Genomic DNA, 23,756 nt, shown 5'->3' with positions numbered 1-23,756 from the left:
CCAATTGTTAGACACAGTCTAACAATTGGAGGTGCAGTTTTTCTATGGCTAAATTTACAGCTGATGAAAAAATACAAATCGTTCTACGTTATTTGAACGGAAATGAAAGTTATCGAGAAATAGGTAAAGTCATTGGTATAAGAGACACCGTAATTTTGAATTGGGTAAACCAATATAAGCAGAATGGTGCGGAAGCTTTTCTAAAACGGTATACAAATTACACCCAACAATTTAAACTAGACGTACTAAATTTTATGATTGAAAACGGTACGTCCTTGTTTGAAACGGCAGCTATCTTTAACATCCCTGCCTATTCAACGATTATTGCTTGGAAAAAACAACTCGAAGCACAAGGAATTGATGCCCTTCAATCAAAGAAAAAGGGGCGTCCATCCATGAAAAAAGAGTCAAATAAACAATCAAAACAAGCACCAGTTGAAATTTCAGTCGAAGCACTTGAAGCACGTATTAAACAGCTTGAAATGGAAAATGAGTACTTAAAAAAGTTGAATGCCTTAGTTCAAAACAAGGAAAAATCACGAAACAAGATAAAGCGCAAGTAGTCTATGAATTAAGGCATAAATATTCGGTGAAGGCACTCGTGGAGCTAGCTAATATTCCACGAAGCACGTATTATGATTTAGTACAGAAAATGAATCGTCCGGATTTAGATGCGGATTTGAAAGCTGAAATTAAAGCAATTTATGAGGAAAATGAAGGTCGTTATGGCTACCGTCGCATTCGTGATGAGTTAACGAATCGTGGTCAGAAAGTGAATCATAAGAAGGTTCAGCGCATTATGAAAGAGCTTGGATTAAAGTGTGTTGTACGTATAAAAAAATATAAGTCTTATAAGGGGAAATCCGGTAAAATTGCACCAAATATTTTAGCTCGCAATTTTCATGCAGATGCACCGAATCAAAAATGGGTAACAGACATCACAGAGTTTAAATTATTTGGAGAGAAACTTTATTTATCACCTGTATTAGACTTGTATAATGGTGAAATTATTACCTATACAATAGGCTCTAGACCGGTGTATTCACTTGTTTCAGAGATGTTAGAAAAAGCATTAGAACGTTTGCCTGAACATCACCAACTATTGATGCATTCAGATCAAGGATGGCATTATCAAATGAAACAATATGTCCGTACACTTGAATCAAGAGGTATTGTGCAGAGTATGTCTCGAAAAGGCAACTGTTACGACAACGCAGTAATGGAGAATTTCTTTGGGATCATGAAATCGGAATTCCTCTACATAAAAGAGTTTGAAAGTGTAGAACATTTTAAAATAGAATTAGAAAAATATATAGAGTATTATAATACGAAACGGATAAAGGCAAAATTAAAAATGAGCCCGGTGCAATACCGGACTCACTTTTATCAAGCTGCCTAATGAAATAACCATGTCTAACTTTTAGGGGTCACTTCACTTTAAGGAGGCTTGTTTTTTATTGTTTCTTCATAATTGTATGCACACATAAAAGAAAGTGCTTTATACTGGCTTTTGCTTAAAAGAGAAGCAGTACTTTGTCATAACCCGTGTATAGTGACTTGGTTTAGTAGAAAGTTAATTTTTATGGCATATATAGTTTTGATTCTTTACATACAAATTGGTATGAACAGTATTTACAATTATCACCAGGACGTGTGAATGAAACATCGTTCACTTTATATTCTCGTCCATTCATTAATTCCCCCTCTGCAGTGGAACCAAATAAATTTAACCGCATGCGAATATCACGATATCTCCGTCCATTAACCCACGTGAATTGTTGATTTATTTTATAAGGAGTTTTTGTTGCATAATCAATGGCCGCTGTTTGATACACATTTTTTTTCGTTTCCGACCAGTGGGGAAACCAGCTTCGGTACTGCTCAAACATATCTTGGCGGTTTTGTTTTTTTGCATAGACTTGATCATATCCAATAAGTTGCTGGAATAAAAACGGTTCATGGAACCCATCATAAAAAGTTGGGCGGCGATCGATTAATAACGAATATACAAAGCGTTTTGGACAGCGATTAAATACTTGTGCTGGTAGCATTTCATATTGCCGCTCATTAAATCCAATCGTCTCTTCTATGTAAGTTGGTTTTTTTTCTTTTTGTATAAGCCTATTTATTTGTTTTTGGGATCCTTTAATAAGCGTTAAAAAGTTTAAGAAGAAGCAACGTTTTAAATGCTTTCGTTCATTAAGACGGCGAACGATAGAGAAATTCAATTTAACCGCGTTCGACATAATAAGATAAAACTGATAGCATGCGATTTCAACTTCGAGCTCTTTTCGCATCTGTAACTGATGTAAATACACATTATTTTGGCAAAGTAAATCAAAGGAATCCCTTGAAAGTGGCCAAATATTAAGTGGTTGCGATGTTGGAAATGCTTCTTTATCCATTAAGCTAAAATGAATTACGCGATTGTCATCAAATTGCAAACCATCACTATTTAATAATGAGCTAATCGTTTCAATCGTACCAGGTTCTACATGACTGTATAGTTCCGCTTCATACTCATCTTCTGAGTCTGCACCTTGTGCTAAAAAATAGCGTAATCCTCGCATTAAATCCTTGCGGTCTAATCGATCAAGTGTATCGTCTTTTAATTCTTCCAGCGCTAATAAAATATTTTTTGCTATTTCTTTATCGAGATTTTCCGATAGCGAAGGTACAATATCTTTTGTCACGTGAGCTTCTAACATTTCAACGTATTGCGAAATGTTAATTTCTGTACCGTTGAAAAGTAAGTTGAATAATTGCTCGATTTTGAATATCCCTTTTTTTACAAAAATCAGATCCTCTTCGGAACTATAAAAATAGCCAATTACTTCATGATAAAATGAATACAAGCGATGCTCATCATTGTCATATGAGTTACGGTTTGCAAATTGGACCTCAGCTTGTTGCTTTGTTGCAATAAGAGTGTCAATGCATGTTGTCCACTCGTTAAAGGTCGTAAAACTTTTTGTAATTTCCTGTAGAAAATCTAACGTACGCATTGCTGTTTGTGCATTAATCCCGTCTACGAATAAATAACCTGAGTTGAAAATTTCACGGAGCAATGTATGTGTAATATTTTCGATGTCATTGAATTGTGTTGTTTGGACGTTAAATTTTCGCTTGTTAATAAAATGGATATTAACTAAAAAGGCACCTAATGGATGTTCAGACAACTTTTTATAAGTAGCTTGTTCAATTGGAGATAAAAAGTCACGAACTTCCATAGTACGTGGTGAAACATAGCGTTCATCATTATTTTGTGTGTAACGTCTAAATTGCTGAAGTGTATTAAATTCGAAATAATTTATTTTTCTTATGTCTTGTTCGTCAGTTACCATTTTTGATGCTGTGAAGGATCCATTAATGGCGCATAGAAATTCCTTTGCATGATAGTTAACTGTATACGGATAAGGCATTGCACGTTTGAACCCGAGTTGCTGAATGTTTAAAAATTTTTCAATCGTTTGGAAGCCATGCTTATAATTGGGTTGATAGTTAACAACATGAATAATATCGAATTGCTCGCTTAACAAGTCGAATAAGCGCTTCTGAATTGGTACAAGGAAGTAGAAGCCATGTAATACAAGTTGGCTTTTTTTTCCCTGTGTAATGCGTGTATGGACGATGTCATGTACAGAATGTCCATACGGAATATTGGTATTTATGCGTTTTTGATCGTCTACAATAATATCTTCAAATAATTTTTTGAGTGTAGCTCGAAATTCGCGTTTTGGTGATTTGCTTAAGCTTTCAAACCATACATGAATATTTGAGTAAGAAGAATTGAGCTCCACTGCTCGCCACAACTCTAAAAAGACACGTTCCTGTTCAGTGACAGTTTGTAACATGTCACGCACTGTCGTACTTGTGTAGCCGCTTTCGCTTAATAGTCGAATGGTTTTCAATAAAAGTTCTTGGTTTTTATCGATGGCTGCAAATAAGTCTGCATCAAAGGATGGATTTTGCTCATTAAAACGGCGTAATTCTTTTGAGAGTAATGTATATTGTTTTAAGTTAGTTTTTCCTTTAGACCAGTCACCACCAATGTATTTCATTAACTCAGCAAAGGATATAATAGGACCTGTAAACCAACGATTCAGCCCACTATTACTTTTCATCATTCCTGCTTTTAGCGAGTTAGTGGCTGTAATGTGAATAGCATCTTTATAAACAGAGAATGCACTATTTTGATGAAAAAGCTCTTCAGCATTTGTATAAATTAAATTTGTATATCCAGACACATGTATTCTCCTTACATAAGTAATAGTTCTCCCCAAGTATTTGGGTTGTTCGCACTCTCTTGCGTATCTTCCAAGCTGTAAATTTTTAATGATTGTTCTGCACGTGTCATCGCTACATATAAGATGCGAGCTTCTTCACGGCGCTGTTCTTCATTTTCTTGGCTACGTAACGCATGATAATTAGATGAGATATCTTCAAATTCGCTTGGTTCATCATAATATTTCCAACCAAAGTTTAATTCACCTTTCTCTTCAACTTGGACGATAATATCTCTTTTAATGGCATCATTTGCGAGAATAAAGGCATTGTTCGGATAGGCAATTAGCACAGTGTGGAACTGAAGACCCTTTGATTTATGGACGGTCATGACCCGTACAAAATTATCGTCAAAGGCGGATTCTTCAATTTCTGCTTCATCACTTTCACGGTTCGTTAAAATTTGTAGCTTCAACCAATCATATACTTGAATTAAGGTAGCATTATTATTGAACTTTGCATAAATTTCGGTAATGATTTTTTCTAGATTCAGTTCATATTTCAAAATCTCAATCTCATTAAAACCAATCATATCTAAATTAGTTACGTAATCACTTTGTTCCAAAAATTCTTGTACGATTGGCAAAATTGGCTTTTCCTTCATTAATTCAAGCGCTGTATGCCACGCTTCAGGTAATTTAAAAGAAAAATCATCAGCGCTAATAAAGCTACTTGGCTTTTTTTGACGGGAATTTTGATAGCGTTCTTCTACTGTAAAATGGATTGGTTTTTCTTTTGTACAAAAAGCTGTTTCACTCAATGAAAATAATGCTTGGTTACGCATAATGTGGTCACTTTTGGCATAAAGCCATGAATGTAGTAAAATGCCTAAATCACGTGCTGATTTTGAGGTGTATAACGATCCTTCTGTGCGCACTTCATATTGTGGACCGTCCTCCAAATTACTTAGCATTTTTCCAATTGCAAGTGCTTCATGATTGTTGCGCACTAATACAGCTAAGACATGTGGTTTGTCCTTTTTAGATGGCATGAGCGCATAATCTTCAAGTAAATAGTCAATTTTAAATTCGTTTGTATATAAATTGAATATCTGATCCTCATCCATAAAGTTGTCTTGACGAGAATACATCGGTTGCTCATTTCGTGGTAATAATTCCTTTTCACGCCAGCGCCGAAAAATGTTTTCCATTCCTTCTATTAATTTTTTTGATGAACGGAAGTTTTCGATTAAATGATAAGTATGAAGCTTTTGACACTGGAGTTCTTCTAAATAATCATTTAATACTGAGAATGCTGTAGAATCAGCTCCACGAAAGCGATAAACACTTTGCTTTGTGTCACCAACAACAGTTAAGTGCAAATTCGCCTTTGCAGCAATTGTTGCGATAAACTGAATTTGTGCGATATCAGTGTCCTGAAATTCATCCACAAGTAAGTATTTATAATGTTGATTTAATTCATGTAATGGTACATTTCGATCAATAAGTAACTTTAAAAAGCGGGTTAAATCGGCAACTGTTAGAAAATCCTCGTCGAATTTTAATGCTGTAAACTGCTCTTCAGCCGCTTTTAAAATGTTCGTTACAGCAATCTTTAACGTATCGTCTTGAGGATTGAGCCCTAAATATTGCGTTAATTCTTGCTCGACAATGCCCTTTTGATTGAATTTATCCCAGATATTTTCAAGGAACTGAATAATTTTATGATAATCTAAACGACCAAATGGATTAATTGAATGTCCTGAAAGCGTCGCGTCAAGACAATGCTCTAAAATTTCTCGTCGTTTAACAACCATTTCGGTAATATCGATTGTGGCCGATAAACCGATATAATGCGAGAATTGCTTTAAAATATCTTTTGCAAACGTTGGGATTGTTACAATTTTCATAAAGTTAATTTGCTGCAAGTATTCATAATGCGTCTCACTACCAGTTGTACGATACAGTTTTTCTAATCGTTCTTCCAAAGCCTCTTTCATATTGCTCGCTGCTTCGTTTGTGAAGGTAATCATCACGATTTCATGCAAGCTGTTAATTTGCTTAGTGAATAGTAGATATAAAATGCGCGATACGAGCGTCGTCGTTTTCCCGCTACCTGCCCCTGCATTTACAGCAATATTGAAGGTTGGATTAGCATGTTCAATTTTGTATTGATAGAAATTAAAGCGTTTTAAGTGATTACTATATTTTTTTAAATAATGTAAGCCGTCTGCTCTTTTTAAGTGTTTTCCATTTAGTGTGAAGTTTCTTCCATCGATTGCAGTAAATGTGTCGCCAGATTTTTTTCGATAAAGAGCGAATACTTTTTTTCCTTGTTTGCTTAGCATGTTAATGTATTGTTCGATATGATCAAAGCGTAATCCGATATAAATATATGAATATTGCACATCTATAGCGTCAATTGTAGTGTCATTTTGTATTGTTATATCTGGTAATAATGTAAAAATATCAGTTGGTTCGTCTTTCATTAATTCCTCAGGAGGAATGTTCGGAGCATCGTTTAAATACTCTGCAAAAAATTGTGCATCTTGCTTTCCATATAAATTGAATTTTGAGCCATCAACGCCTGTAATAATTTTTTTACGTTCTTGATGGTCACGCAGATTATATAATTTTAGCTCATAACCAAGTTGTAATTTCTCAATTGATTTTTCTTTTGATAAACGGTAATTTTCATCACCACTAAATAATTGAATGCCGAGCATTTTTCCATTTTTTCTAATTAATAAATCTGTTTTTGCTTCTAAGTCATATGTGTAGCTCATTTTCACATCATCGAACAAGCCAGACTCTATTAATATAAAATAAAAATGTAGCTCAGAAACTAACGCTTTATAGGCCGTATTCGAATGATAGTGCAGCGCGACTCTATTCGTCGAGCGTGTTAAATATTTTTTTACGTATAGTTCCTCAAATTCCTCGACAGTCGGCAAGCGTTTAAGCTTGATAATTAAATCGTATAGTTCCTTATTGAAAAGAGGTAAATTACGTGCATACACTCCGCGCTTATTAAAAGGATATTCTACTTGACGATAGGAATGGGCAAGTATATGTTCAATTTCTTTTGATGATTGTAAATGTGTAAAAATGTCCTGAAAGTTAAAAACCATAAATATGCCACCTTATCAATATAAATTCAAAAAAGATTTATATGTAACTAAAAGTCAGAAACCGAATATTAAAATTATACTATTTATTGATTTGAATTAAAACATACTAATACATCCGTATTTTATCAAATTAGTAAACAAGGTCATGATTTCTTGAGGGGGATGTATTTAGTTCTGTTGCAAAGTTTTTAAATAGACAAAACAAGCCCCCTTTGGGATATAGAATTCATGCGCTTTCGAGTAATTTCTGTAATTCATTGTACGTTGAAAAAAAGAAGTTTGCTTGTTGCGAACTTCTTTTTCGCTTATATATGGCATGAATCGTTTCGATACCTTTGATTGTAAGTGAAGTATGACGAAGATTTTGAAATCCTGCGGATTTGGCAAAACGATGTTTCACATGTCTATGGTCCTGTTCGATGGGATTATTGAAACGCTTAACGGTGCAATGTTTCGTACGCACATAAAAATCTTTATGTTTCAGTTTTTTGAGCGCACAAAGTAGGGCAGGAGCCTTGTCTGTTATGAGAAACGTTGGTTCTCCAAAAGCTTTCACTAATCTTTTCATAAACATATAGGCGGTTTGATGACCTCTGGTTTTACGAAGTTGAATATCCAAGGTGTAGCCTTCTCAATCAATCACACGATACAGATAACACCACTCTCCGTTGACTTTGATGTAGGTCTCATCTAAATGCCATACGAAATGTGCTGATTTATTTTTCTTCTTCCAAATTTAACTTAAAAAACTTTGCAACATAACCCATACCATCTTGTAAAAAAGTTGATTAGAAAGTTATTATCCAAGGATAATCTATTTTTCAATGTGTCAAATGTACTATATATATTGTCGGAAAAGGGATAAATGTGGAAAATGATAAATTTTTTGTAAAATGATGTGATAAAATTACTAGTATAAGATAATGAACTATTTTGGGTTATGAAAGTGGTGAATGGAATGACCATTAGGAATTTAAAAGTTCTTAGTAGAAGGGGCCCCATAGATATACCTGATTGGATTAATTTTGCATTCGAATTAGGTACTTATATAAACGACCATGGAATTAAGTATAAAAAGTCTATTAACCTTATACTATCTCTTCCCAGTGAACAGTTCTTTTCGTTATTAATTGCAATGGGAATAGTAAATAAAACGTTTTCTAAAAATAAACAAATGCAGTCTATAAGAAAAACAGTAATTAATTTAGAAAAGGGCAGCCGAATTATTTATCAGGATGAACAATCTGCGAGAAAAGCATCAGTTATCTCTGTAGAACCTAGCCCTGTTTTTGAAAACGAAATGATACTTAAAATAAAAGATGGAAAGATTGAAAGAGGAATTCCTGAAAGATATTGGATTGATAGAGTTATTCTTTTAGATGAAGAATTTGATGAAATTAAAAGAACACGAAAGGTAAGTAAAAAACAACAGGTAGGTCTAGATAATAGTCGATTGTTGAGGGTTTTGTATACATCAGACCAATTAAATAAAGTTGAGTTTTATCCGGGAGACTTATTTTATTTGGTTGGAAATACGTGTCAAATCAATGAATTTATGTGTAATGAAATTTTTATTTATGAGGATGTAAAGGGAACAATAAAAGACTTCCTTTATTTTGATAACAGTAATAGTTATACAAACGGGAAATTCTTTTCATCTCAGATGAAAAGAATTGACGTAGAAATTAATGATGAAGTTCCAGTTATTTATTCGGATCTATTTAGTTTTATTAAACAAGACAAGCAATTCACTAAAAACCCTAAAATTATTTTATCAAGCAGAACTGACAACGAAAATCGACTGCATGAGGTGAAGGAAGAATTAAGAAGAGAATTATTGCAGGGTGACCAAAAAATAGTTACTGAAGAAGTTGTCGACTATTTAAATTCCAATGAGGTTCAAATACCAATTGGAATTGAGTTCCTTGCTTGGAGGTAATGGTGATGAACTTTAATAATTTATTAGACTTATATAGTTTGGGTGATAAAACTATTTTATTTAAGCATGTGGAAAGTGATGAATTATTGTCATTTGCTAACAGCATTGAAAAGTTTAGATTAGAGATTCAAAATAAATATGAGAATGACGATCATCTGTTAGAAGTTCTGAACCTGCTAAAGAAAGTGTTTTTTAAGTTATCAAGTAGTTTACTTCCGTATAATACAGTAATTAACAAGGATATTGAAGACCAGATCGTTTCAAACTTTATTCAGATTAAAAAGGGTTATCCTGAATTATTCACAAATGTTGTATTACAAATAGCAAAATCATTTAAGCAAGTGATAGAAAGTACAAATAATAATTTGTATGATTACCTATGCAATTATATTAATAGCAGGGCCAAAGCAGGTTTAAAAATAGCAATTGTTACAAAAAGGGCAATAACAATTGAGGAAAGATTTTTAATCATAGATGGGTTGAAATCATTCTTAAAGGAAAGTTTTTTTACTGAGAACAGTTTTAGGAAAGATATTGAAACCTTTGATGAAGTTGTTTTTGTAGGTAATGCCACTTATTTTGGTGAGTATGTTAAAAATACTTTTAAAGGTAAGACTGTTGCTTTTATATCCTATGATGTTTTTACCAATTCCATAAGCCCCAACAAGATATTTGAGGATATAGACAAGAAAGGTGTGTATAGCACAATATTTAATAATATTTCCTTTGGAGAGCCAATACAAAAGAAAAGTAATATTACTTTAGAACAAGCAGAGTTGTTAAATACAGCAGTAAGTAAGTTCCTAGAGGAACAGAAAAATACATTAGAGGTGAACTCCCAGGATGCTGTTGAAGCAAGCATAGTTTATCTGGAGAATGATCGTTTCTTATTTGCACCAAAAGATTCAAAAATCCGAGTTTTTTCCCCTAATGAAAAAAGTAATTTTATTAAACAACTTAATTTTAAGGATATAGAAGAAGATGACTTTATTGTAATTAGAAATGAGAGAGATACCAGATTAATTGCGGAAGTTGCTGATTATGATGTTCTAAAGAAAAATGCTGAGAAATATCGCCTTCTTCAAAATAAATGGAAGGATAAATTACGCTTTTATGTAAAGAAAAGAGGAATTAGAAAAGTAAGTGAAATATTGATTAACAAATATAATATTAACACTGCTTCTATGGCATCATTAAGGTCATGGTGTAATGAAGATTCAATTTGCCCAACTGAACTTCCGAAAATACTGAAGGCATTAAAGTATGATGATGAAATGATAAAAGAAATATATAATACTATGAAGAATATCCAACTTGCCCATAGAAAAGCAGGAAGAATTATTTCTGAAAAATTAATGAGCGAATTTTCAAATGATATCTTAAAAGAATTACAAGAAAAAGGCTACTACACGTTTATGTCAAAAGAGTTTAATGGGGCTTCTTTTAATATTGAAAGAATTGTATCAATAGATCGTTCAAGACATTTAATAGCACCATACAACCTTATGAAGCCAATGAATATAGATTAGTAGGGAAGGGGTAATTGCTATGGATATATCATTAGATAAATCACTAAATAATCGTCAAAAAGTAATGGATAATGTCAAAGAAGAAATAATTGGACCCGGTCAAATTAGGGACCACTATATAAAATTTAATCATATCGGTACTACAACATTTGAATCAAGAGATGAATTATACAAACCTTATTATTGGGAAGTTGGTGGAATTCCAGAGGAGGTTCTCCAAAGAGAAACCCCGACTCAAAGATATGTAAGCGGCCATTTGTTTCCATTAGGTACAAGTGAAAATGACGAAGTTTCCCTTGAAACCCCAATTGGTGTAGAACCTAATGAAGTACTTGAAGACGATAAAATAGATAAATTGTTTGAGCGTAAAGAAGGTATAGAAACGACTGAGGACGATGGTGAAGTAGAATTATTTCCGCAAAAAAATGACTTTATGCCTTCAACTATGGGGTTAACATTTTGCGTTAATAAAGATCTTCCTGAATTAAAAGTTAGAATAGAAGGCGGAACATATACTCCGCACAATGTAAAAGTTAAGGGGGAAAGTAAGAGCGTTCAATGGTGGCTGAGGGAAACTGTAGAAGGAATATGGAATTTACCTTTAAGCGAACTTATTAGCCAAGGACAAATGGAAAAACAAGTTGAAATGAAAAATAAAAAAGGCGAGAAAATCTCCTATTATCATATTCAATTTCAGGCTCGTCTTCGTGAAGTAAAGGATAAGTATATTATCACCATAAGTGTAACAAACCGTTCTTCGGTTCCGAAGTTTAATAGCCAACAATTAATATTGTTTCAGGCAATCATGACTATAAGTACACCAGTTAAGTACTCTTTTTCTGTTTATCCAAAACAGTATGAAATGAAAAAGTTGATGAGTGATGATGAGGCTTCAACTGAGCTGCTTTATCGAAATGAAGGAGTATATGCATTTGGTCATGGATGCGCTGCAGACTGGGAGCAAAATTCAAAGAACGTCCAGCAATTATTTACAACTTTTATGCCGGAGTATGAAGCGCTAAGTATGACTCCAAATGTCTTTGTTAATCAAGATGGGAAAAAGGTTGAACTAGAAATTAAAATGAGTGATCTTGCTGGTCTTTCTAGTAATGAATCCCCTGAAAAAATACTAAAGCCTTTAATTGAAGGTTATAGGGAATGGATAGAAAATAAATCAACAGAGGTTGATAATGTCCCAGTATTGTTGCAACCGGTTGCAGGAAAGCATTTAGAACTTTGTAAAGAAAGTCTAGATAGAATGGAAAAGGGTCTTAAATTGCTTAAGGATCCACAAATTTTAGAAGCGTTTCGTTTAGCGAATACGGCAATACTCCTTCAACAAGTTAATGGTAAAGATAGACGTTTTGGGCGTATCGAGGATAAACAAATTATTTTTAATAAACCTTTTAAAGAAAGTGTTAATGATGAAACTAAACTTAAGAATGCTAGTAATACTTGGAGGGCATTTCAAATTGCTTTTATATTAATGTCTATTGAGTCATTAGTTTACGAAAAGTGCGATTCAAGAGAAATTGTTGATTTAATTTGGTTCCCTACAGGGGGAGGTAAAACGGAGGCATATTTAGGTGTTGCAGCCTTTCAAATGATACTAAGACGCCTAAAAAATCCATTGGATGCTGGTATTGACGTTATGATGAGATACACACTAAGACTTTTAACCGCTGACCAATTCCAACGATCTTCAAGGCTTATTTGTGCTATAGAGTATCTAAGAAGTAGAAACAGTAAAAAATTAGGTGATAAATCGTTTTCTATAGGAATTTGGGTGGGCTCAAACACGACGCCTAATAGTAACAAGTCTGCAAAGACTTCTCTAAATAAACTTCAGAAAAACGAAAAAAATGCACAGCAATTTATTGTTAATAGTTGTTCATGGTGTGGAGCAAATTTAGGTTACTACGATGAAAAAGGTAGCAAGAAAAAGTACTACTTCGGGTACAAAATTAACAATGATAAGTTAGTTGTCCATTGTCCAGATAAAAATTGTCATTTCCACGATGAATTGCCTATTTATATTGTTGATGAAACTATATATGAGAAACGCCCGACTTTCTTAATTGGAACAGTTGACAAGTTTGTACAATTAGTATGGCAACCCAAGGCAAGAGCGCTATTTGGTATCGACTCAAACGGAGAAAGGTTTATTAGTCCTCCATCATTAATAGTGCAAGATGAGTTACATTTAATTTCTGGGCCATTAGGAACATTAACAGGGCTATTTGAGACCTTAATTGAAGAATTATGTTTAAAAAAGGTAGACGGAAAAGTAATCAAACCAAAAATTATTGCAGCAACTGCAACAATTAAACAATTTGAAGAACAAGCCCTTGCTTTATTCGGAAGAGAAAATTCAAGATTATTTCCAAGTCCGGGACTTGAAAATGAAGATTCCTTTTTTGCAACTCCAGCAATAAATAAGGAAACAGGTAAGCCGATGCCGGGACGGAAATATGTAGGAGTTTATACTACAACTGTTCGTATTATGATGTCACAAGTTATGGCGTTTTCATCTATTCTTCAATCTACTGCTGAAATTAATGAGCAGGAAAAAGATCCTTACTGGACCTTACTTACGTTCTATAATACATTACGGGAATTAGGTGGTGGTCTTACATTAACTCAAACAGACATACCTCAATATTCAAGTTCAATGGCGATGAGAAAGGGACTTCAAAAGGATATAAGGTATATAAATAATGTTCTTGAATTAACATCAAGAAAGCAAAGCCATGAAATCTCAAAAACTATTGATGATTTGAAACTAGAATATAGACCTAATAAAGATAAAAAAGATTTAAATTCAACAATTGATTTATGTCTGGCATCTAACATTATTGAGGTTGGAGTAGATATTGATCGTTTATCGGTAATGGCCATAGTAGGGCAACCAAAAATGACAGCGCAATATATTCAGGTCAGTGGTCGTGTTGGACGTCGCTGGTGGGAAAGACCGGGACTAATATTCACCTTATATTCAAACACAAAATCAAGAGACAAATCCCATTTTGAACATTTTAGAGAATACCATCAAAAATTATATGCTCAGGTAGAACCTACAAGTGTTACACCTTTTTCTGATTCATGTTTAGATAGAGGTTTGCATGCAGTTGTTGTTGGCTTTTTGCGCCAAGCATTAAATGATGATATTGCTAGAACTCCGGATTGGAAAGAAATCCAGAAGAATCTAAATAAAAAAATAGTCCCTTTTTATAATCGCTTGATAGAAAGGGCGGAACTTGTTGATCCAGAACAAGTTGAAGAATTGAAAAGCAGGTTTATGGAGATATTGAAACGACTAGAAAAAGGAAATTATACTGCATGGAGAGTAGACCCTAAGGTAAATGGTTATATGTATTCGGCAGGTACTACGATTCCCCATACATTAAAAGTAAATGCCGAGTCGATGATTAATTCAATGAGAAATGTAGATTCAGAATGTAGAGGACTTATTGCGACAATATATAACTCTAGTAATAATGAGAATAATGAAAGTGGTTGGGAGGCTTTGTTTTCATGAAAGATTTACCTTTAAGAAGAGGACAACTTGTTACAACATTTGGTCCCGGTGCTCTTGTTATTAGTCCTGAAGGAGAATCAGCAATGATTGGTGCCCTTGATAAATGGTATCATGACAAAAATGAATATCGTATTGAAACATTTGACGAATATGAAATACAGGAACCTAGATTAAGATCATTATTAAAGGTAAAACAATTACTGATGCCTCCAGATTTTAGACCGAGTTATCAATACAAAAATGCAGGAGGTGCGATAACTCAAACAAATACGGATTTGTATATCCCGTTGTTACGTTTCCCTACTTGGCACTATTGTCCAAAATGCAAAACATTACATCAAACTTCCATGTCATCAAGAACAAGTTGGTTAGATTGTAAAGAATGTAAAAAGCAAATGAAGATGATTCAAGTCCCATTTGTAATGGTCTGTAGTCAAGGTCACATATCTGATTTTCCATGGAGAGAATGGGTTCATGGTGACGAAAATACCGCTTGTGACGGGCAAATGAAACTTCTTTCAACAGGAGGGGCAACTCTCGATTCTCTCAAAGTTAAGTGTACTTGTAATAAGGAAAGAACACTTAGAGGAATAATGTCCAGAAAAACTACTTCCAATTTGGATGAGGATCGAGTAAGTGAATTAAGTAAAATGCTAAATAAAAATGAAAAAAAGTTATACCAATGTCCTGGTCATAAACCATGGTATGGTTCTGAAAATGATAAGGAAAGTTGCTCTTCTTATCCAATAGCAGTATTAAAAAATTCTATAAATGTGTATTATCCTACTACGATAAGTGCTATTCATTTACCGGGGGAAAATCCTGAAGTAGAAAAACTTATAGATATGTTTGAAAAAAATGGGGTTACCTCATCTTGGCTAGAAATGGCTGCTAATATGGATGGGAAAATTAAGACAGTGAAAAAATTATGCCCGCCTGAAATACAAGAATATAATCAATCAGATATTGAACTTGCTATTTTGTACATCGAGGGAGGGATGGAGGAAGAGCAAACCCCTGAAAGAGTGAGTACTAGGAATGCAGAAAAGGAGTTAAGGAAAAAAGAATTTGAAACACTAACACAAGAAATTGATACAAAAAACCTAAAGGTAAAAAAAGAATGGATTTGCGATGAAGTAAATGAAGAAGATACAAATACTTTCTTTAGTATGATAAATAGAGTAACTAAATTAAAAGAGACAATTGCTTTAACCGGATTTAATAGACTATCAACCAATGATGAAGAGGTTGTAAAGAACCAAATTACTAAAGGTAAACATTTATTATTTAAAGACCCAAATTTACCGGAAAATAATTGGTTACCGACTTATAAGGTATATGGAGAAGGCATTTTCTTTACTATTAATTTTGAAAGATTGCAGTTATGGGAACAAAGAGGCGATGTCCAACAATATTTCAATAAGTTGCTTACTCGTGCTGAGAAAAGAGGAACAAATGTTGATGAGGATATTTTAAAGCCAAGAAATGTTCTTCTTCATACACTGTCACACATTATTATTGATGAGTTAGCTCTAACTTGTGGCTATAATTCCGCTTCTATTCGTGAACGGCTATATCTAAATGAAGAGCAATGCGGGATATTAATCTATACGTCTTCGGGTGATATAGATGGTACGTTTGGAGGTCTTGTAAGAATGGGGAGACAAAAAAATTTCTTCCCGGTGATCGATAAAGCAATTGATAAAGCACGCTGGTGCAGTTCTGACCCTGTTTGCTCGGAAATTGGAAAATCTTCAGGTCAAGGTGTTAATAATCTTAATGGTGCTGCATGCCATAGTTGTTCGTATCTGCCTGAAACCTCATGTGAATTAGGAAATCTCTTTTTAGATAGAACATTACTCATTGATCCGAAATTAGGGTTCTTCAATAATTAACTTTTGTATCTAAATATTGGGCCAGAAATAAATGCTGGCTTATATTTTATTGAAAAGGGGAATCCATTATGCGAGAAGAAGAGTTTGCTAAATTTCTATGTTTCTAACGGTACTCCTAAATGAATTTTGAACAAAATTTTTTATAAAAACTAAATGCAGATTTCTAACAAAAGACTCCATTTTTATTAAACTTTTTTCAAAATGGAGTCTTCTTATTTACCATATAATATGGGTTTGTGGAGCTTTTTTGATTAAACTTTATTTCAAATCAACATTATTATTTATTCATCAATTTGCTTAGTATCAATTCTGTATGTGGAAAGGATGTTATGCATTTCTTGTAATTCATTACATGATTGTGCATTTAACAGATAAAAATCCTTTTTTGACATAGATTTTTTAAAAAGCTCTTCATATGCTAGTTCAATATTACAGAGAAGAGGACGTTCTTCATAAATTGTACATGAATGGTTGTCAGTATCATAATGGATACAACAACCATCACCTCTGTTTAAATGAGATAAGGAGCCAATACCTTGTATGTTTTGACAACAGATTCCGCATTTGGTACAAGGAAAAGTCATCATAAAGTGAAAGACTCCTCGCTTAGCATAAATGAATCGAATTCTTCCTGAGTCTTATATTTAAACGAGATATCTAAAGTTTCAGCAAGTTGATGAATAGTCGCTTCTATATTTTCACCTGTATAAATCGTTTCCTTAACCAGCCCAGTTAAGTTTTCTATTTTAGCACCAGTTTCTTGATAAAAGTTACAAATCTGTTCTTCTTCTTGTTTAATGTAATCTATAAGGACTTTACTTAATTCTTCAGCCCTTTTTCGTTCCTCAATTGTTAGTTCCAATTCTTGTTGAGCGCGAGTGAATGCCCCATAAAGCTGTTTCATTCCAAGCATTGCGACGGTGGTGCCGACAGCTGCACCGACAGGACCGAGAAGCATTGCTCCTGCTGCGCTGAATACAATTCCTGAAAAAGTAGTAACAGCGTTTTCACCAACTGTATGTAAAAACTCTTCAATAGATATTTTTCCTTTTATGAGTTGGTAGGAGCTTTCTGTTAATCTAACGGCTGAAGAAGCAAGAGCTGCTGCCACATTTCCTTTCATCATTACACTATCTTTACCGATAAATTTGATGCCGTGGGCAATTCCTGCAACAGCAGCGCTTTTTCCAGCTTGTTTCCCACTATCTGTTCCTAGTTGCATAAATCCATCTTTTATTTGTTGTTCGCCTTTACAAATTTCAACAGTTTGTTGTACAAGTGATACTCCGCCGCCTATACATGCCCCTGCTAAAGCACCATTCATCATAGAAGAGAATGTTCCTTCAGCAAATGTATATATTTTTTCTTTTAGTGCGTATGCTTGAGGTTGATTTGCAGCCTTTAAAGCTTCCTCATATGTAGTACCACCACTTGTAATATTGTTTGCTTCTAGTTGTCCTTTTATATGAGGACCAGCTTGTTCATAGTCTTTGGCGTAAATCCCCTGGGAATTTGCGCGTTTTTCAACCAATTCTTTTACTTTATTTGCTTTTTCACTGTTAACTAAACGATCCATGTCTCCATATTTTTCACTCGATACCATTCTTGCTAATCGTGAAGCGTTAGCACTAGACTTTGCTTGTACTTCTTTAAGTAATGTATCTCCATTCTTTACTATGATATCAGCGGCAGCATGTGGATCTCCTAAAGAGTCTGTCGTAAAAGCACGCAAGCTCTCACCCTTCAAGGCAGCATCTTTATTAAATTTAGTTGCCTCAATAATTTCAAAAAGCCGTCCTTGTATAATAGTAGGTGAACAGTTCATATATTGTTTTGCTACTTTTGTTAGTGTATCTATTCCTGCGAATGTTTCAATAGTAGCATTACCATGTCTTTCAATTTGTTCGGCTACAATTTGAGTTGCGAGAATGTCTAGATTCTTCTTCATATGCAACCACCTAGTACATGTGTTGAATCGATTTTTCTGTGGTTTTAAGAACATCTTCTAAGATTTTGGATCGGTTGCCACCTTCATCAATAACAGGTGTATCTAATAACTTTTTCAAGATAATTGCAAGTTCAGCAGTATAACGAATCGTAAGTTGTTCATCATCGGAGAAGTTACGATAGTCGATTCCCTTTTCATCGATGATAGAACTCATTGTTGCAATATAATCAGCAAAAAGTGTAGTTGTTTCAGTTGTTAAGTTTGATAATTTAATAGTGTACGATTTTATCTCTTTTAAGATAGAAGTTGCACTTTGTAATTTTTGCATTTCTACCTTAACTTCTTCTCTTTTAGTTTTCATTTCTTCTAGTTTCTTTTTAGTGGATGTAGCAAAAATGATACTTCCTAGTGCTAGGGCAGGGGCAAGAGCAATACCACCTAGTACAGCCATTCCACCAGCCATACCTAATCCGCCAGCAGCCAGTGATCCACCACCTAAAAATGCTAATGTTGCATTTGTGGCAGCTACTCCGCTTAAAGAAGCGATAGCAGTTCCTGTTGAAGCAGCACCAAATGTTGTTGCAGCTCCTAGTGCTCCCATTGCGGCAAGTCCACCGCCAGCAATTGCAGAAGTACCAGATTTCAACAAATCAGATGCAGCGATGACTTGTTTTTCTATTTCTTGCATGAAGTGTTTAGAATCAGATACATCTTTAAGAGAATCAATAGTTGTTTTATCTGTAAAATCAATATTTTTTAATTTTTTGAATTCTGAAATGAATTCTTTCATTGTTCCACTAAGAATGTTCAGTTTTAATTCTCCATACTTTTCAAATTGAGTATTTGTCTCTTGACGTACTTGATCAAATATATTAAATACAGTTTTGTATTGATTTTCCATCGATTCAGCAATATTCTTTGTTTCTTTCATGTTTTTGTATGATTCATGTCCTTTTTTTCCAGCGACTGCAGTGGCAACTGCAGCACCAGCAGCAACAGCTAATGGAATAAATGGTAATGGCATTCAAATCGTTCCCTTCATGAGAAATTTCCCTTATAATATAATTAAGATATTACAATATTATCAAGAGATATTACAGACTTTTTGTAAAAAATAAGAAAAATTAGTTTGATTTAACATAGAATCTTATATGTATGTTTGAAATCTAAAACGATTGAATTGGGTGAGAATAATGTATCAATTGAGAACTGTTGGTTCTCCAAAAGCTTTCACTAATCTTTTCCTAAACATATAGGCGGCTTGATGACCTCTGGTTTTACGGAGTTGAATATCCAAGGTGTACCCTTCTCGATCAATCGCAAGATACAGATAACACTACTCTCTGTTGACTTTGATGTAGGTCTCATCTAAATGCCATACGAAATGTGCTGATTTATTTTTCTTCTCCCAAATTTGATAAATGAAATCTCCATATTTATGAACCTAACGCATGATAGTTGTAGGATGAACCGATATGCCACGTTCTCTCAAAAGTTCAGATACATCGCGATAGCTTAAAAAAACGACAATAGTAGCCGAAGGCTACTTAAATAATGTCCTTCTTGAATTGTTTCCCTAAAAGAGCTGTTCCATTGTTATACATAAGAACCCCTCTTGAATATCAAGGAGGGAACGGTATAATTTCGTTTGGGTTCGAACCAGCGACCGCCACCTTAACAAGATGGCGGTCTTTTTGATATATTAATTTTCTTTCTGTATTATAAATTCCCAAAACTTCTTTAATTCCTCTCGCTTTTGGGGAGAGGCACTTTTAATTGATGTAAACCATTTCTCTAATTCTGTATTATGTACTTCGGTACTATCTTTTGCAATGAATCCTATTTCTTCTAATAAGGATTTAGTACTTATATTCATGGCGTTTGCTATTTTTTCTATTACTAATAGTGTTGGTTCTACAGGTTTTCCTGTTCTGGAATCTACGCCTTTTTCAAGTTTGTCTATATAAGTATGACTAACATCGCATTTTTGAGCAAAATCACGCAAGGATAGTTTATTTGTTAAACGATAATTTTTAATAATTTCACCAAGAGTTTTCTTCATATGTAATCCTCCTATTACAATTGTAAACAATAATTTACAAAAAGAAACTAAAATAGAGAAAAAATGTGTAAAACATTGTTGACGTTTTAGTAAACCATGGTTTACAATTGTTTTGTAATCATATGAATACATAAGCGGAGAGGAGTAGAGCAGTGAATAGGATAGCTGAATTACGGAAAGAAAAACTAATATCACAAGAAAAATTAGCGGAACAAGTTGGTTTATCGCGCACTTATATTTCTGAGATAGAGAATAATAAAAAACAACCAAACGTTAAGTTAGCTATAAAAATAGCAAGGGTTTTGGGAAAAAGCGTTGAATCTATTTTTTGGGTTCACTTGTAAATTATAGTTTACAAGTGGGGGTGAGTGAGAATTCAATTACCTTACATAGCAGCTACATCATAATCTAAACAATTTAATTAACGGTAAAAAATACGGAGAAGGAAGTGGTTAAATATGGACATGAAAACATTTGAAATGCGTGAAAAACGTTTAGCAGAACTACTAGGTGCAAAAGTACTATGGGAATTTATCAGTGCCGTCACAGAGGAAATTGAAAAGCAGGAATTAGGGTCTACACCAGGTTTGTTAGAAGATCTATTCATACATGTGAAAGAAACCATTCAAATTCAAAATATGAATCAACGTATAACAAAAGCCCCTATAAAAACAGAGGCTGGTAGTATAGATAAAGAGACATTATATATAGAAGCATATGTAGAATTAATTAATCATAAGTTTCTTATTTCTGAATTAGCTGTAGAGCTTTCATCTGTTCTAAAAGAATTAAATTGTTTTGTTCAATCATCTTTGCCACAGCTTCAAAGTGAGCTTGATTCTCAAGAACCTCAATCTGCTTCTCTTTAGGGAGTGATTGAAGTATTTCTTTTATTTCTTTACACTCGTATATGTTATTCTCGGAGTCTTCGATTAATTTATTGCGACGATTGGTGTATTCAAGTGCACCTAAAGTCGCTAATGCGCGAGGATCTAATCCTAGAATTTCCATGTATTCCTCTCCTTTCCTCTACAATAATTCGATAGGGGGAAGGAGATTCCTTTAATAATTTGGTAGAGTTTTTATAGTTATATAACATATTTTTTATTAGTCAGAATTTTATTTAGCAGGAATACAATAGTAAAATGTTTACCTTCGTCTAAATACAAGTTATACATACATATATTGATCTTATAAAGGTATATATTACACATAATATTATGTTAAAGGTGGCGAATTGTATCATGAAAGATTTTGTTCTCGAAAAAGAAAACATTATTCGTAAATATGGTGAATGGACCGCTTATGATATTAAATTAACGGATACTCTATATACAAGAGATATTCGACAACCAAATCCTGCGTTAAAAAAAATTGTGACAATGATTCAAGATATCACACAATGTGATTTTAAAAATCTTCGAATCTTAGATTTAGCTTGTTTAGAGGGGCATTACGCTATTGAATTTGCTATGCAAGGAGCAACTGTTGTAGGGATAGAAGGAAGAGAATCAAACGTACAAAAAGCTATATTCGCTAAAGATTTATTAAGGTTGGAAAACTTAACCTTTTATCAAGATGATGTAAGAAATTTAAGTGCTGAAAAATATGGTCAATTTGATATTGTTTTATGCTCTGGTATTTTATATCATTTAGATTGCTCAGATGTATTCCCTTTTTTAGAAAAAGTGTATGAAGTATGCAAAAGGTTTGTAATAATTGATACTCATATCACTCATACTCCCAATGTATCAGTACTCTATAAAAATTATGAATATAAGGGGCACACAATGCTAGAACACTCTGCTAATTCATCAATAGAAGAACGTTTAAAATCAAAATGGGCATCATTAGATAACATTACTAGTTTTTGGATGACAAAATCCTCTCTATACAATTTTTTAACGCGAACAGGTTTCTCTTCTATAAATGAATCCAGAAGTTTAGTTCAAGAAGATAGGGTTACTGTTGTAGCTTTTAAGAAATATCCTATAGAAATTAAAAGCTCTCCTGAAACAGAAAAATACATTGAACCCGATTATTTAGAATGCTAAAAATAACACGTTTAAGTTTAATATCCTAATCACTCTGTATGAGGTTGCACTATATGCCTCTCAAGCTAAAATCTTAAAGTATCCCTAAACAAAATTATCAATTTTTAAAAGCTATTTATATAAATGCAACTTGTTGTTTCCGTTTTGATGGCACTATAAAGTTTTAGCTTTATAGTGATGGGATAGCACCGCACCGCTATCAACTTAAATAAATACTTCCGAAAACAAAAAATGAAAAGAATAATAAAAAAGCTTATCATTAGGTGTTAAAGGATAAGCTTTTTTATTTAGCGTTCGATAGAACTCTTTACTTAGGAATTCCTCACTTCTAAACGAAGTGAAAGTGGGGGTAGTTCAATTGTAATTACAACAAATTAGTTAAAAAAGACTTAAATACAAGTGGTTACTAAAATAGTGTCATTCTTAAACTGTTCTCATTTAATGTTCCTCATGTATCAGTCTTCTTATCTCATTTTTTCTAAGAGTAATCCCAGCTTCAGAAAATGTGTAACTGAAAGTTGGCTTGCTACGCCTAGTGATTGTTATTCTTTAACGAATTTCCGGAAAGAATTCTCCTTCCTCAAGCGTGTGAAGGGTGTAGCCCAACGGTAGGTGGGAGATGAATTTCGGTTTGGCGTAGCCAAAAGGTTTTCCTTTTTATTTTGCCTCTGATATAATCAGTCTTATAAATTATAAAGGCTGGTATATAAATGAAATTAGATAGTAATAACCATTCAGTATTCTTGTTATATTATCACCTTGTGTTGGTCGTGAAATACAGAAGAAATGTGTTTGATGATGATATGTCAGACTATGCAAAAGATATGTTTGTTCGACTATCTGAAAACTATAACATCACATTAGTTGAATGGAATCATGATGTAGACCATGTTCATATTTTGTTCAAAGCACATCCTAATACAGAAATGACAAAATTCATCAATGCTTATAAAAGTGCAAGTTCTCGACTTATTAAAAGAGACTTTCCACAAGTGAAAAAGAAACTTTGGAAAGAGATGTTTTGGTCAAGAAGCTTTTGCTTGCTAACTACTGGTGGTTCGCCAATAGACGTAGTAAAAACATATATTGAAAATCAAAGTGAAAAGTGAGGTGAAATGATATGACAAAGCAGAATAAAGCATATAAATTCCGTTTGTATCCAACAGAAGACCAAGCACATCTTATGCGTAAAACCTTCGGTTGTGTGCGTTTCGTGTATAACAGAATGTTAGCTGAACGGAAAGAAGCGTATGAAAAACACAAAGAGGATAAAGAACAACTAAAAAAACAAAAGCTTCCCACTCCTGCGAAATACAAAGCAGAATTTGAGTGGTTAAAAGAAGTGGATTCATTAGCTTTGGCAAATGCTCAACTAAACTTGCAAACTGCCTATAAAAATTTCTTTCGTGGTCAAAATGACTTCCCAACATTCAAAAG

At 33.7% G+C, this 23,756-nt stretch carries 16 protein-coding genes and 2 pseudogenes; 10 read left to right on the top strand and 8 right to left on the bottom strand.

The window, feature by feature from the left end; translation table 11 throughout:
- The first annotated feature begins 44 nt into the window (after positions 1–44).
- Positions 45–1,399, top strand: a protein-coding gene (locus ACO6VI_RS27120) for an IS3 family transposase (RefSeq protein ID WP_422424586.1) whose coding sequence is annotated in 2 segments (ribosomal slippage) — positions 45–498 and positions 498–1,399 — 1,356 coding nt in all. Because the reading frame shifts where the segments join, the coding sequence is not laid out codon by codon here.
- A gap of 181 nt (positions 1,400–1,580) precedes the next feature.
- Here ACO6VI_RS27120 and ACO6VI_RS27115 read toward each other — a convergent pair.
- From ACO6VI_RS27115 to ACO6VI_RS27105, 3 genes and pseudogenes are all read right to left on the bottom strand, one after another.
- A complete protein-coding gene (locus tag ACO6VI_RS27115) occupies positions 1,581–4,247 on the bottom strand; it encodes a hypothetical protein (RefSeq protein ID WP_422424585.1) in 2,667 nt (888 codons plus the stop codon).
- An 11-nt stretch (positions 4,248–4,258) separates the two neighbouring features.
- Positions 4,259–7,354, bottom strand: coding sequence for a UvrD-helicase domain-containing protein (locus ACO6VI_RS27110; protein ID WP_422424583.1), 3,096 nt, complete (start codon positions 7,352–7,354; stop codon positions 4,259–4,261).
- Positions 7,355–7,580: 226 nt separating this feature from the next.
- Positions 7,581–8,090, bottom strand: a pseudogene (locus ACO6VI_RS27105) (IS6 family transposase); the annotation flags it as partial.
- 222 nt (positions 8,091–8,312) lie between these two features.
- Here ACO6VI_RS27105 and ACO6VI_RS27100 point away from each other — a divergent pair.
- The 4 genes from ACO6VI_RS27100 to drmB are packed head-to-tail and all read left to right on the top strand — an operon-like array spanning position 8,313 to position 16,255.
- Positions 8,313–9,293, top strand: a complete 981-nt coding sequence (locus ACO6VI_RS27100; protein ID WP_422424582.1) for a hypothetical protein — start codon at positions 8,313–8,315, stop codon at positions 9,291–9,293.
- A 5-nt stretch (positions 9,294–9,298) separates the two neighbouring features.
- A complete protein-coding gene (locus tag ACO6VI_RS27095; protein WP_422424580.1) occupies positions 9,299–10,822 on the top strand; it encodes a DrmE family protein in 1,524 nt (507 codons plus the stop codon).
- A 19-nt stretch (positions 10,823–10,841) separates the two neighbouring features.
- On the top strand, positions 10,842–14,360 hold the full coding sequence (locus tag ACO6VI_RS27090; protein WP_422424578.1) for a helicase-related protein: 3,519 nt from the start codon (positions 10,842–10,844) through the stop codon (positions 14,358–14,360).
- On the top strand, positions 14,357–16,255 hold the full coding sequence (gene drmB / locus ACO6VI_RS27085) for a DrmB family protein (RefSeq protein ID WP_422424576.1): 1,899 nt from the start codon (positions 14,357–14,359) through the stop codon (positions 16,253–16,255). The genes ACO6VI_RS27090 and drmB overlap by 4 nt, the downstream gene beginning before the upstream one ends.
- Positions 16,256–16,536: 281 nt before the next feature.
- Here the strand turns inward: drmB and ACO6VI_RS27080 are convergent, their stop codons facing one another.
- From ACO6VI_RS27080 to ACO6VI_RS27060, 5 genes and pseudogenes are all read right to left on the bottom strand, one after another.
- Entirely contained in the window at positions 16,537–16,842 is a 306-nt protein-coding gene (locus ACO6VI_RS27080) for a YkgJ family cysteine cluster protein (protein ID WP_085450970.1), read from the bottom strand.
- The gene (locus tag ACO6VI_RS27075) at positions 16,839–18,203 is read right to left on the bottom strand and encodes a hypothetical protein (RefSeq protein ID WP_422424575.1); all 1,365 of its coding nucleotides are present in this window, start codon (positions 18,201–18,203) and stop codon (positions 16,839–16,841) included. The genes ACO6VI_RS27080 and ACO6VI_RS27075 overlap by 4 nt, the downstream gene beginning before the upstream one ends.
- A gap of 10 nt (positions 18,204–18,213) precedes the next feature.
- The gene (locus ACO6VI_RS27070) at positions 18,214–19,227 is read right to left on the bottom strand and encodes a hypothetical protein (RefSeq protein WP_422424573.1); all 1,014 of its coding nucleotides are present in this window, start codon (positions 19,225–19,227) and stop codon (positions 18,214–18,216) included.
- Between the two features lie 180 nt (positions 19,228–19,407).
- Positions 19,408–19,807, bottom strand: a pseudogene (locus ACO6VI_RS27065) (IS6 family transposase); the annotation flags it as partial.
- A gap of 98 nt (positions 19,808–19,905) precedes the next feature.
- Entirely contained in the window at positions 19,906–20,265 is a 360-nt protein-coding gene (locus ACO6VI_RS27060; protein WP_422424572.1) for a helix-turn-helix domain-containing protein, read from the bottom strand.
- Positions 20,266–20,417: 152 nt separating this feature from the next.
- Here ACO6VI_RS27060 and ACO6VI_RS27055 point away from each other — a divergent pair, with 152 nt between their 5' ends.
- The 5 genes from ACO6VI_RS27055 to ACO6VI_RS27035 all read left to right on the top strand — a co-directional run.
- Positions 20,418–20,609, top strand: a complete 192-nt coding sequence (locus ACO6VI_RS27055; protein WP_422424570.1) for a helix-turn-helix transcriptional regulator — start codon at positions 20,418–20,420, stop codon at positions 20,607–20,609.
- A gap of 114 nt (positions 20,610–20,723) precedes the next feature.
- Entirely contained in the window at positions 20,724–21,134 is a 411-nt protein-coding gene (locus ACO6VI_RS27050; protein ID WP_422424568.1) for a hypothetical protein, read from the top strand.
- A 375-nt stretch (positions 21,135–21,509) separates the two neighbouring features.
- Positions 21,510–22,319 (top strand): class I SAM-dependent methyltransferase, encoded by an 810-nt coding sequence (locus ACO6VI_RS27045; RefSeq protein ID WP_000651404.1) that lies wholly within the window; start codon positions 21,510–21,512, stop codon positions 22,317–22,319.
- 710 nt (positions 22,320–23,029) lie between these two features.
- Positions 23,030–23,428 carry an IS200/IS605-like element ISBth16 family transposase gene (tnpA, locus tag ACO6VI_RS27040; RefSeq protein WP_000762752.1) on the top strand — a complete coding sequence of 133 codons (399 nt, stop codon included), beginning with the start codon at positions 23,030–23,032 and terminating at the stop codon, positions 23,426–23,428.
- Between the two features lie 11 nt (positions 23,429–23,439).
- Positions 23,440–23,756 (top strand): helix-turn-helix domain-containing protein (locus tag ACO6VI_RS27035; RefSeq protein ID WP_422424565.1); only part of this gene is annotated, 317 nt, incomplete at its 3' end.

Source organism: Bacillus sp. PSXD-155 (genome assembly GCF_049310765.1).
GTDB lineage: Bacteria > Bacillota > Bacilli > Bacillales > Bacillaceae_G > Bacillus_A > Bacillus_A cereus.
This window is presented reverse-complemented; position numbering and strand designations above follow the sequence as displayed.